The following is a 12625-nucleotide window of genomic DNA, read 5'->3' on the forward strand; positions in this document are numbered from 1 at the left end:
TAGTGCATCGCACTGTGCCCAGGTAGTGCATCGCACTGTGCCCAGGTAGCGCGACTACCATGAATTCGTGCCGCGGATTCCGCCGAACTCGGCGGAGCCTGTGGGGGGACCGAACCGACACCCGACCAGAGGACTGAAAAGACCCGTGCCTGCGCTGACGCTTTCGAGGTTGCTACGGATCGGTGAGGGTCGCACCGTCAAGCGGCTCGCTCATCTCGCCGACGAGGTGATCGCGCTCGGCCCCGACTACGAGGACCTGACCGACGCCGAGCTGCAGGCGAAGACCGCGGAGTTCAAACAGCGTTACGTCGACGGCGAAACCCTCGACGACCTGCTGTTGGAAGCGTTCGCCGTCGCGCGGGAGGCGTCCTGGCGGGTGCTCAACCAGAAGCACTACAAGGTGCAGATCATGGGTGGCGCGGCGCTGCATCTGGGCAATATCGCCGAGATGAAGACCGGTGAGGGCAAGACCCTGACCTGTGTGCTGCCCGCCTACCTCAACGCGCTGTCCGGCGACGGCGTGCACGTGGTCACCGTCAACGACTACCTGGCCAAGCGCGACGCCGAGTGGATGGGTCGCGTGCACCGCTTCCTCGGACTCGAGGTCGGCGTGATCCTCGGCGGCATGACCCCGCCGCAGCGGCGCGTCGCCTACCACTCCGACATCACCTACGGCACCAACAACGAGTTCGGCTTCGACTACCTGCGCGACAACATGGCGCACTCGCTCGACGACCTGGTGCAGCGCGGCCACAACTTCGCCGTGGTCGACGAGGTCGACTCCATCCTCATCGACGAGGCCCGCACCCCGCTGATCATCTCGGGTCCGGCCGACGCCTCCTCCAAGTGGTACGCCGAGTTCGCGCGCATCGCCCCGCTGCTGAAGAAGGACGTGCACTACGAGGTCGACATCAAGAAGCGCACCATCGGCGTGCACGAGGCCGGCGTGGAGTTCGTCGAGGACCAGCTCGGCATCGACAACCTCTACGAGGCCGCGAACTCGCCGCTGGTCAGCTACCTGAACAACGCCGTCAAGGCCAAAGAGCTCTACCAGCGCGACAAGGACTACATCGTCCGCGACGGCGAGGTCATCATCGTCGACGAGTTCACCGGCCGCATCCTGGTCGGGCGCCGCTACAACGAGGGCATGCACCAGGCCATCGAGGCGAAGGAAGGGGTGGAGATCCAGCCGGAGAACCAGACGCTGGCCACCATCACCCTGCAGAACTACTTCCGCCTCTACAGCCGCCTGTCCGGCATGACCGGCACCGCCGAGACCGAGGCCGCCGAGCTGCACCAGATCTACAACCTGGGCGTGGTCCCGATCCCGACGAACCGCCCGATGCAGCGCATCGACCAGTCGGACCTGATCTACAAGTCCGAGGAAGCCAAGTTCAACGCCGTGGTCGACGACGTCGTCGAACGCCACGAACTCGGCCAGCCGGTGCTGATCGGCACCACCAGCGTGGAGCGCTCGGAGTACCTGTCCAAGCAGTTCACCCGCCGCGGCATCCCCCACAACGTGCTCAACGCCAAGTTCCACGAGCAGGAAGCCCAGATCATCGCCGAGGCCGGTCGGCCGGGCGCGGTCACCGTCGCCACCAACATGGCCGGTCGAGGCACCGACATCGTGCTCGGCGGCAACCCCGACATCCTCGCCGACCTGCTGCTGCGCAAGCAGGGCATGGATCCGGTGGAGACCCCCGAGCAGTACGAGGCGGCCTGGCTGCCCACCCTGGAGAACGTCAAGGCCCAGACCGAGGCCGACGCCGAGGCGGTCATCGAGGCAGGCGGCCTGTACGTGCTGGGCACCGAGCGCCACGATTCGCGCCGTATCGACAACCAGCTGCGCGGCCGCTCCGGCCGCCAGGGCGACCCGGGCGAGTCCCGCTTCTACCTGTCACTGGGCGACGAGCTGATGCGCCGCTTCAACGGCGCCGCGCTCGAGTCGATCATGACCCGCCTGAACCTGCCCGACGACGTGCCGATCGAGGCCAAGATGGTCTCCAAGGCGATCAAGAGCGCGCAGACCCAGGTCGAGCAGCAGAACTTCGAGATCCGCAAGAACGTCCTCAAGTACGACGAGGTCATGAACCAGCAGCGCACCGTCATCTACGGCGAGCGCAACCGGATCCTGCGTGGCGAGGACATGGAGGGTCAGGTCCAGAACATGATCACCGACGTGTTCACCGCCTATGTCGACGGCGCGACCGCCGAAGGCTACGTGGAGGACTGGGATCTGGAGAAGCTGTGGACCGCGCTCAAGACCCTGTACCCGGTGGGCCTGGACTACCGCGAGCTGACCGGTGAACTCGCGGGCGAGGAACGCGACCTGACCCGCGACGAACTGCTCGAGGCCGTCCTCGACGATGCCCACGCCGCCTACGCCAAGCGCGAGCAGGAGATCGACGGTCTGGCCGGCGAGGGCTCCATGCGCAACCTCGAACGTCAGGTGCTGCTATCGGTACTCGACCGCAAGTGGCGCGAGCACCTCTACGAGATGGACTACCTCAAGGAAGGCATCGGCCTGCGCGCGATGGCCCAGCGCGACCCGCTGGTCGAATACCAGCGCGAGGGCTACGACATGTTCATGGCCATGCTCGACGGCCTCAAGGAGGAGTCGGTCGGCTTCCTGTTCAACCTGAAGGTCGAAGTCCAGCAGCCGCAGCCCACCGGCGTCTCCGTCGACCCGGGCCTGCGTTCTCCGATCGGCGCGACTCCGCCGCCCGCCGCCCCGGCCCCGCTGCTGGCCAAGGGCATCACCGATCAGGCCCCCCGCGGCCTGAATTACATCGGACCCGACGAGGGCGGTCGCGCCGAGGTCCACAGCGACGCCGAGGAATACGGCGGCAACGGAGCCCCGGCTCCCCGCCGCGAGCGCCGCGAAGCGGCTCGCGCCGAGGGCAAGGCCAAGCGCGGACCGAAGTCCCGCCGCAGGCACTGAATCGGGCCGGGCAGGTGCCGGAGGTCGCCTCCGCACCTGCCGCCCTCGGCGATATCGCCGTTCAGGCGCCCATCGGCCGATCGCTCGCCTGGGGGTCGGTGAACCACCCGCCGGGCGAGAGGTCGGTACCCATGCGCGGCACGTACTGGTCGAAGTAGACGCGGGAGATGAGTTCGCGGCGGGACCGTACGCCCGCCTTGTCGAAGACCGATTTCAGGTGGTCCTGCACGGTGTAGGTCGACAGGTGCAGAGTGGCCGCGATCTCCTTGGTGTCGATGCCCTGCAGCACCAGCTGCACGACGTCGCGTTCACGTGGCGAGAGTCCGTAGGCGGCCACCACGATCGAGACGATCTCCGGCGGCCGCGCTTCCTCGATGGTGATGACCACCTCGCCCTGTCGGCCGTCGCGGGAGATCAGTGGCCCGGCGTGCAATACCAGCCACATCCCGCTCACCGTGCGCAGCCGGCAGCGGGGCGGGACCGGCGTCTCGCCGCGCCCGTAGCGCCTGGCCGCGCCGACCAGCGCCGAGACCGCCGCCAGCGGGTCGCACCCCGCGGCGCCGTAGTTCAGATCGTCGAGCCGTTGTTCGGCGCCCAGGCTCATCTGCGCGATCTGGTCGTCGGCGCCGACGATCACCACCGCGGGCCCGGTGACCGCGGTCGGCGGCAACCCTTCGGCCAGCCGGGAGAGCAGCCCGGTACGCACCCCGTGGGCGAACGGCGCGGCCAGTGATGCCAGGAATTGCACCTCCGCCGCGTCGAACGGCCTGTCGTCCGAGCCTCGGAACAACGCCATCGCGCCCCACACCTGGTGGCCGTCGCGGAACACCAGCCGCGCCTCGTCCGCGAAGTCGAAGTGCGGTTTCATGAACATCGCCATCCGGCCCGATTCCTCGACCGACCCGCCGGTCATCAGGTGCACCGCCGCGGCGGGCACCTCCGCGTGTGCCAGCTCGGTGAACGCCGTCGGCTCCACGGTCCCGTACTCGATGAGCCCGAATTCGTGATCGTGACTGTTGCGATCCCGCAGGTGGCCGTACTTGCGCGCGCTGGTGAGCATGTGTGTCGCCGGATCGTGCGTACCCACGCACGCCCCGACCCACGGCACCGCCCGCGCCACCGAGTCCACGGCCTCCTGCAGGAAGGTTTCCAGGTCGAGGCCCGCGCGCGCGACCACGTCCACATCCTGTCGCACCCGTGCTGCTGTCAGTCCTCGAGCCATGGAGGCATTGTGCGCGCCGCGGTGGCCGCGGCGCCATCCCAGAACTCTGGGTTTCCAGGAAACAGGGCCATGGCCGGCTGATCACCGTCTTCGCCCTGGGCATGATGGTCGGCTCGCCGTTGATGGCGCTGAGCTCCTGTGAGCGCACCGAGGATCTCCTCGGCGGCCGTCTCCCAGATTTCTGGGGACGGCCACCCCCAGCATCGCGGGTCGGAAAGTACCCCGCGACGCGGGATGTCGGCGAGCGGCGAATCGGCCGAATCTTGTCGGCATGACTATCGCTCTCGCTCTCGAATCGGTGCGCACACAGTGCGAACTGCATCTGCCCGGCGACCCTGGCTACGACGCCGCCCGCGCGTGCTGGAATACCGCGGTCGACCAGCGTCCCGCCGCGGTCGCCGTCCCGACCGGTGTGGAACAGGTGGCGGCGGTGGTGCGTGCCGCCACCGCCGCCGGCCTGCGGATCGCGCCACAGAGCACCGGTCACGGCGCGGGCCCGCTCGCCGACGTGGCCCTCGACGACGTGGTGCTGCTGCGGCTGTCACAGTTCACCGGCGTCACGGTCGACCCGAGCGCGCGCACAGCCCGCGTGCTCGGCGGCACCCTGTGGCAGGACGTGCTGGCCGCCACCGCGCCGCACGGCCTGACCGCCCTGCACGGCAGCGCCCCCGACGTCGCCGTCGCCGGCTACATCCTGTCCGGCGGCCTGTCCTTCTACGGCCGCGTCCACGGCTTGGCCGTGAACTCGGTGCGCTCCTTCGACGTGGTCCTGCACGACGGCACCGTTGCCCACGCCTCCGCCACCGAGAACCCCGAGCTGTTCTGGGCGCTGCGCGGCGGCGGCGGCAACCTGGGCGTCGTCGTCGCCATCGACATCGAATTGCTGCCTTACGAGGACGTTTTCGCGGGCATGCTGCTGTGGGATCGGTCGCGGGCGGCCGAGGTCGTCCCGGCGTGGGTCGAGTGGACCGAGACCGTCCCCGAGTCGGCCACCACCTCGCTGCGCGTGATGAGCTTCCCGCCGCTGCCGGAACTTCCGCCGTTTCTGTCCGGCCGCGACATCGTCGTCATCGACGGCGCCATTCTCGAATCCGACCACGTCGCAGCCGATCTGCTCGCTCCCCTGCGCGCCCTGAGCCCCGAGATCGACACCTTCGGCCGCATCCCCGCTCAGGGCCTGGTCGAGGTCCACATGGACCCGCCCGCCCCCACCCCCGCGGTCGGCGACCACAGCGTCCTCGGCCCACTCGACGCCGAAGCCGTCGCGGCCTTCCTCGCCCGCGTCGGCGACGGCACAGCGCACGGCCTGATGTTCGCCGAACTTCGCCACCTGGGCGGCGCCATCGCCCGCCCCGACGCGAACGGCGGTGCGCTGTCACATATCCCGGGTGAGTACGCCCTGCTCTGCGTCGCGGTGGCACCCACACCGCAGGCCGCGGTGGCGGGCAAGGCGGCGGGCTTCGCGGTGGTGCGGGCGATGGCGCCGTGGTCGTTGCCCCATCTGGTCGCGACCTTCGCCGAGAACCGTGTCGACAGCGGGAGGCTGTTCGACGGGGAGGACTGGACCCGCCTGAGTCAGCTGCGCGATGCCGTCGCGCCGGGCTCGGTGTTCGTGGCGAATCACGCCCTGTAGGACAGCGCGAGGGGTCTGGAGGCGCCGGCGGCTTTCGTCGGCGCCTCCAGCGCGTTCCTACCGAAGAGCCAGTCCGCCGTCGGCCGCGTCGCGAAGGTTGGTGGACACGACCCGGCCGTCGGTGGTGCGGGCGGTGAGCCACACCCGGGACAGGTCGTAGTTCCAGAAGGCCCAGCCGGACGGATAGGAATCGTCGACGTCCTGGAAGTAGACCGACATGGTGCTGTCACCGTTTGCGAAGCCGACGCCGTCCGGCAGTCGCAGGTACGCGACTTCCTGCCAACCGTGATACACCGCGACGCGATCGCAGACCGAGCTGCCGTAGCCACTCTCGGTGAACACATACATCTGCCACAAGGAATGCACCGGAGCGTGCTCGGACGCTCGGACGCCCACGTCGATGGATCCGCAGGTGGTGTGGTGCCTGGAGAACGGGAATCCGGTCGAGTCCAGCCCGGCCACCGATGCCACCTCGGCGCTCGCGAAGCTGTCCCGCGCGCCGGGTCCTACCAAGACCGCCATGGCCAGCAGCGCGACAGCGGCCACGATGGACCACCACCGCCCGCGCCACGGCCGCAACAGCAGAAACGACCCCGCCAGTAGCCAGAGCAGTGCCCAGCCGCCGCGCAACTCGGCCCAGAAATACGGCCACCAGGCCCGGATCGCGTCGTTGTAGACCTCACCGGAGACCGGCAGATAGCTGCCGCGCAACAGATAGTGGCCGAGCAACCAGGGAATCAGACACGTCGAGGTCGCCCCCAGGACGAGGCGGCCGACGGTGCGGTCGATCTTCCGCCGCTCGGTGACCACCGGGTCGGCTTTGCCGGGTGTGGTCGCCGGGGCCTGCCGTGTCACGGCGGGCCGGGGGAGTGCGGGCGCGGTGGCCGGCCGGATCATGGTCATCGTCTGCCCGCCGGGTTTCGTGCCGATCCTCGCGGCGCAGGTCGTGACCCGCGCAGGGGCCGTCCCTCGATTCGGCAGCCTCGTCGTTCCCGAGCCCGACGTCGCGCTGGTGCCGCCGTTGCGGCGCTCGGCGAGCCTGCACCACGGGCAGCTCCGATTCTGATGCGGATAGTAGTGCGTCTTGTCCCGCGCGCACCGGCTCGAGGTCATCGCTGCGAGCGTGCGCTCCCATTCGGCGGCCGACGGACGCTGCGCCGGTTGTCTCGCCCCGGTGCCGAGCGCCCGCTCGAACAGATCCCGCACCGCCGCGGGCAACATATCCACCTCGGGCGCCGCCGGATGTGATGTCAGTTTCGATCGCGCGCCACCGGCCCAGTGCCCGCCCGCGGCCAGCATCAACGCGTCCGGTTTCTCGCCGGGCCCTGTCCAGTTGCCGCGCGAGAACGGATGATTGCCCGCCATCAACAACAGATATATGTGGATGGCCAGCACGAACAGGTCCGAGGACTTGTCCCGGATGTGCCGGGCCAGATCGACAGTCGCCAATTCGGGCGCGAGGAATTCCGCCCGAGCCACCCCGCACGGATGCACCGTCGAACCGGAGCGGAACTGGAAGGAATCGCAATCGACCAGACTCACCAGCGTGGTGTCGGCGACGAGGATATTGCGCTCGTTGAAATCACCGATCACCGCGCCGGCCCGGTGCACGGTGTCGACCGCCCGGCACAGATTGCGCGCGATATTGACCAGATGCAGCCAGGTCACCTTCTTCGGCCATTGCGGCCCTTTGGGATTGGGGTCCGCCCGGTCGGCCGGATTCGACAGGCTGTGCACCTCGACCGTCTCGGCGGTGTCGATCTTGCGCATCACGAATCCGCGCACCCGGTTGTCGGGTCCGACCACCGCGTGCTCCGGCCAGGTGAGTACCACGAAACCGTCGGCCTGCTCGACGCCTGCCGGCTTGGCGGCGGTCATCGCGCGTATCTTCCGGTCGCGCGCCGCGAGCCCCTGCTTCGGCAGGTGCGCATGGTAGATCTTGGCCACCCACTCGGGATGGCCTATCACCTCGCTGACCACGCCCTCACCGGCGCTGGCCAGCTGCTTGCCGAGCCGCACGGACCGTCCGTCGTCGAGTCGGAATTCCTGCATGACGAATTCCCGCATGACTCAGCCTTCGACCTCCGCCGCCGCTGGAGCGAGATACGCCGGTGGCCGCCGCGACTGCACGCGCCGCTCCGAGCCGGCGCCCGCGGTCGCGTCGTCGGCGGTATCGGTATCGGTATCGGTATCGGTGAGCACCGCCAGTACGACGGTCTTGTCGTCGCCGGTCTGATCGTCGGCGATCCCGGTCAGCCAGGCCTCGAGTTCGGCTTCCCCCAGCTTGTTCGCCTCCGTCGCCGCCCACGCGCCCGTGAAGAACGGCACAAACGCCGCCCCGCTGGCCACCTCGGTGATCTTGTAGGCCATCCCGTCGGTGCTCAGCGCGAACGCCGTCACGTCGTCGGCGGTATGCACGCGGAACGAAGCGGTGAAGGCATCGCGCGACTGTACGAACCAGGTCAGATTCGCGTACTCGCCTTTCTCCTCGATGAGCACCGTCCGCACCTCGTCCCGTTGCCGCAGCGCGATCACCCCGTCCCCGATCTGCGCGAAAATCGCGAACTCCGGCGTGGCGATCGCCACCGCCAGTGTGGTGGCGAGCTCGGCGATCGGCTGCCCGGTGTCGCGCGCCCGCGCCCGCAGCGCGCCGAGGGCCTGCTGGAAAAGCCACTCCATCAGGCCTTCCGGGGCCGCCTCGCCGCGCCGGACATCGCCGAACCAGTCGAGGAACTCCGGGCCGAGCGCGGTTGTCACGACCCGGTCGCACACGGTGTAGGAACCCCACGCCGAGGTCTGCGTGACACTGCCCGCGCCGTCGGCGACCGCGGCGACGACCAGGTCACCGGTGATCGCGTAGGCGAAGGCGTCGTCGCAGCCGAGGCCCTTGCGGATGTGCGCCTCGCCGGCCACCGAGGCGCCGCCGACCTTCCAACGCCGAACGGGCGCAATCACATTCGACTCGGGTCCGGGTTCGGGTCCGGGTTCGGGTTCGGAGAGGGGAGCACGGGGCAGCCACACCATCAGACGGTCGTCCAGCCCGACAGTGGTGCGAGCGCCACCTGCTGGTCGGAGTTGGCCGCCACCTGCTGGTCGGAGCGGCCGTGGTTGCCCGAGCTCGCCATATTGCCGAGCGAGGCCGACAGCCATTCGAAGAACTCGTTGAACTGCAGTCCGGCCAGCGGTGCGGGCGGACGCTGCGTGGTCACCCGCTCGAGCTGCCGGTAGTCGACGTTGTCGCCGACGCCGATCGCGAACACCGTGACGCCCTTGGCCGCTTCGAGCGCGTTCAACCGCGCCACGGCCGCGTCGAAGCCCATCGGGTTGGGCGCGCCGTCGGTGAGCAGCAGCAACCACGGCCGGTAGTACTGGATGCCGCCGGCTTTGTATTCACGCTTGCGCTCGTCGATCATGTCGATCGCCATATCGATGGCAGCGGCCATATTCGTACTGCCGCCTGCGGAGAACTGAATCGGTTCCAGCATCCTGGCTTCCTGCAACGGCACCGCCACCTGCGCCTGGGTTCCGAAGGTGATCACCGCGACCTCGGCCCGCTTGCGCGCCAAGTCGTCCTCGGTGACGTACTCGACGAACGCGGCGAACCCTTCCTGCAGTGCGGCGATCGGCGCACCCGACATCGATCCCGATACATCGGCGAGGACGATGCAGGCAACGCGTGGATCGGGGTTGGCCTCGTTCAGGGGAATAGTGAAGTCCGACAAAGGTCCGCCTCCTGGCGCATTCGCGATTCGGTACGCCCCGAACAGAATTCGGGGATCGTCAGCATGACATTCCGCACCGGTCGGTGTCTGTCGGTTCGCTACTCGACCACCGACCGATGCGGTCAGCGTAGGGCGACTTTCGCCCCGCCGGAGAACATCGAGTCGTGTAGTTCTGCCGAAATGGGTCTGCGGCCGGTCTCCGATATCGGTCACGCTCACGTGCACCAGAAGGTATTCCCCCTGCGCGGTGGTCTGCGAAAACTGGTTGTCGCCCACCGTCTTCACCGGCGCGTCGACGGCGGTCACCCGGAATTCGAACTTCCCGTCCCGCACCGCCGCGCCCGCGGGCGCCGCCGCCGGCTTCGGGGCAGCCGGCGGCGGGGCCTGTCCGGGCGCGGTTCCGGGTCACCCGCGGCCACACCGGAGTCGATCGCTTCGGCGGCTGCGGCGCCGGATGGGGGCCCCGATACGGCGCTCCGGCGAGGTGCTGGTGTGCCCCAGCCGGCGGGGGAACGGGCTGCACAGGATCGGTGTGCTGAGGATAGGAGTGCTGAGCAGCGGTGTGCTGAGGATGGGACTGCTGGTGACCGTGCTGCTGATGGCCGGGATGCGATTGCTGGGAATGGCGCTGTCCAGGGGTCTTGTCGTTCATGGGGACGTTCTCGGTGTGAAAGGCCCTCAGGGCCAGGTGTTTTGGTGGACGCGGGTGTGGTCGATCACGGGCGGTGCCCTTTCGGTATCCGGCGTAGGACAGCCGGGAGAGTCGGATGCTTCTCCGCCTTTGCGATTAACAAGGTTTTCAGCATCGTGGCCGACAGATCGTTAACGTAAGGTAGAGCGAAAACATTGTCAACCAGTTGGAACATGATTGACAATCAGACCTGTGTGGTCGAAGCTTGGGCGACACGAAAGGAGGGGTATGTACGACACCCCACAGGTCACGGCCGCGGAGATCTCCCGGCTGGCCGGCGTCACCCGCGCCACTGTCAGCAACTGGCGACGACGCCACCCCGACTTTCCGTCGCCCAGTGGCGGCAGCGAGGCCCGACCACTGTTCGAACTCGCCGACGTGCGCGACTGGTTGCGCGAGCGCGGCCTCGCAGCGGCCGAGTCGCCGCTGCGCGAGCTGCGCACCGTTCTGCGCGCCGCCGTGCGCCCCCAGGACATCCCCGGCCTCATCGACCAGTTGCCCGCCCTCGCCGCCGACCCGCATCCCCACGACGCCGATGACGAAGTGCTGCGCGCCATCCGCGCCGCCGCGCACGCCGGCGACCCGGTCGCCGTGCTCGACGCGTTGGCCGAACGCGGCTTGGAGGAGAACCCCACCACCGGCGTCTATCCGACTCCGAAACCGTTGGCCGACTTGATCGTCGAATTGATCCGCGGCGTCGAGGCTTCCCACGGCGTCGGCGTTCCGGTCTCCGCCGCCATGCCCGCCGAGGTGCTCGACCCGGCGTGCGGCAGCGGCACCCTGCTGCGAGCCGCCGCGCACGCCGGGGCGCGCGAGCTCTTCGGCCAAGACCTACTGACGGTCCAGGCCCACCGCGCCCGGGCATTGCTCGCCCTCGAAGCCGAGCGCACAGCGAATTCCTCCGAAGCCCCAGGCAAGATGCTGGTGTCCGTCGCGGAGGGCGACAGCCTTGCCGAGGATGCCTTCTCGGGTCTGACCTTCGACGCCGTGATCAGCAATCCCCCTTTCCAGCAACGGGATTGGGGTGCCGACCGCCTGGCGCTCGACCCCCGCTGGGAATACGGCGTGCCCCCGCGCGTGGAGTCCGAGCTGGCCTGGGTCCAGCACGCCCTGTCGCATCTGCGCCCCGGTGGCCGCGCCGTGCTGCTGCTGCCCCCCGCTGTCGCGATGCGCTCCAGCGGCCGCCGCATTCGCGCCAACCTTCTGCGCGCGGGTGCATTACGCGCCGTTATCGGCCTTCCTGCCGGCCTCGCCCCGCCTCGTCAGATAGCGCTGCAACTGTGGGTGCTGATGCGCCCCGCCCCGGAACTTCCCGTGCCCGACGACGTGCTCTTCCTCGACACCGCCCGCCTTGTCGCCGACCAGGCCGCCACCCCCGTCGCCGACACCCTGCCCTGGGACGATCTCACCCGCCTGGTCACCACCACCTGGCGTGCCTTCGCTCGTGGCGACCGCGAGGCCGCCACCGTCGAGCCGGCCGCCGTGCTCCGCGTGATGGACGTCCTCGACGACGACGTCGACCTCACCCCCGCCCGCCACGTCCGCGCCGCTGTCGACGCCGACCGCACCGGCGAAGCCGTCACCGCGGCCCTCCGCGATCTGCTCACCGAGATCGACGAGATACGCGCCGCCGCAGCCGAACTCGAATTCCTCACCACCTCCGACGCCCCTGCCTGGCGCACCGCCACCGTGCGCGACCTGGCGGCGGGCGGCGCACTGGAAGTCCTGAATTCCGGCAACCGCGCCGACCCGCCCGAAGCGGACCTCGGCACCCCCGCCCTCACCGGCCGCGACGTCGCCACCGACAGCGACCCGACCGGCCTCGTCGACGACACCTGGCAGCGCACCGTGGTGCGGATCGAGCGCAACGACGTGATCGTCCCCCTCGTCCATGGTGGCCGCGACCGCGTCGTCAACGCTCGAGTGGCACCCGAGAAATGGATCGGCGCCGCCATCGGTCTCAACGTCATCGCCCTCCGCGTGGACCCCGACCGCCTCGACCCCTGGTTCGTGGCCGGTTTCGCCGGTAGTCCCGATACCGCCGCCTCCCCCCTCGGATCCTCGATCCGCTTGGTCCCGCAACGCATCCGGATCCCCTTGCTCCCGCTGCCCCGGCAACGCGAATACGGCGCCGCCTTCGCCCGCCTGCACCACCTACGCGCCGCCGCCCGCCGCACCGACGACCTGGCCGCCCACATCAACCGCCTGGTCGCCAACGGCCTCACCGTGGGCGCGCTGGAGCCCGCCACCACTGCGGAAGGTGGGAAATGAGCATCGGCAAGGCCGCGGTGCCCTGGTTCGGCGCGCTCGCAAGCGTCCATCCGGCTGGATTCTTCGACGACCCCCTCGACCAGGCGGCCGATCGGCGCGGCGATGCCCTCGCAGCGGTACGCCTCACACCGCGACCGTAGCG

8 protein-coding genes are annotated in these 12625 nt (G+C 69.1%); 4 read left to right on the forward strand and 4 right to left on the reverse strand.

The features are described 5' to 3' along the window. Positions 1–145: 145 nt before the first annotated feature. Positions 146–2944, forward strand: coding sequence for a preprotein translocase subunit SecA (gene secA / locus NS3_RS22910; protein WP_067863241.1), 2799 nt, complete (start codon positions 146–148; stop codon positions 2942–2944). 61 nt (positions 2945–3005) lie between these two features. Here the strand turns inward: secA and NS3_RS22915 are convergent, their stop codons facing one another. Continuing rightward, positions 3006–4166 carry a helix-turn-helix transcriptional regulator gene (locus NS3_RS22915; protein WP_067863244.1) on the reverse strand — a complete coding sequence of 387 codons (1161 nt, stop codon included), beginning with the start codon at positions 4164–4166 and terminating at the stop codon, positions 3006–3008. 271 nt (positions 4167–4437) lie between these two features. Here NS3_RS22915 and NS3_RS22920 point away from each other — a divergent pair, with 271 nt between their 5' ends. Continuing rightward, complete coding sequence (locus NS3_RS22920; RefSeq protein WP_067863247.1) at positions 4438–5799, forward strand: FAD-binding oxidoreductase; 1362 nt, start codon at positions 4438–4440, stop codon at positions 5797–5799. A gap of 57 nt (positions 5800–5856) precedes the next feature. On the opposite strand, the gene NS3_RS22925 is transcribed toward NS3_RS22920, so the two are convergent. The 3 genes from NS3_RS22925 to NS3_RS28625 all read right to left on the reverse strand — a co-directional run bounded on the left by NS3_RS22925 (position 5857) and on the right by NS3_RS28625 (position 9854). Beyond that, positions 5857–7866, reverse strand: coding sequence for a hypothetical protein (locus tag NS3_RS22925; RefSeq protein ID WP_067863250.1), 2010 nt, complete (start codon positions 7864–7866; stop codon positions 5857–5859). A gap of 3 nt (positions 7867–7869) precedes the next feature. After that, complete coding sequence (locus NS3_RS22930) at positions 7870–8754, reverse strand: PP2C family serine/threonine-protein phosphatase (protein ID WP_169811674.1); 885 nt, start codon at positions 8752–8754, stop codon at positions 7870–7872. A 68-nt stretch (positions 8755–8822) separates the two neighbouring features. Further along, on the reverse strand, positions 8823–9854 hold the full coding sequence (locus tag NS3_RS28625; protein WP_084495849.1) for a VWA domain-containing protein: 1032 nt from the start codon (positions 9852–9854) through the stop codon (positions 8823–8825). 586 nt (positions 9855–10440) lie between these two features. Between NS3_RS28625 and NS3_RS22940 the strand changes: the two genes are divergently transcribed. Then, a complete protein-coding gene (locus NS3_RS22940) occupies positions 10441–12483 on the forward strand; it encodes an N-6 DNA methylase (protein WP_067863259.1) in 2043 nt (680 codons plus the stop codon). Next, a complete protein-coding gene (locus NS3_RS29265) occupies positions 12480–12623 on the forward strand; it encodes a hypothetical protein (protein ID WP_157101485.1) in 144 nt (47 codons plus the stop codon). The genes NS3_RS22940 and NS3_RS29265 overlap by 4 nt, the downstream gene beginning before the upstream one ends. Positions 12624–12625: the final 2 nt, after the last annotated feature.

The sequence above is a fragment of the Nocardia shimofusensis NBRC 100134 genome (assembly GCF_001613125.1).
GTDB classification, from domain to species: Bacteria; Actinomycetota; Actinomycetes; order Mycobacteriales; family Mycobacteriaceae; genus Nocardia; species Nocardia shimofusensis.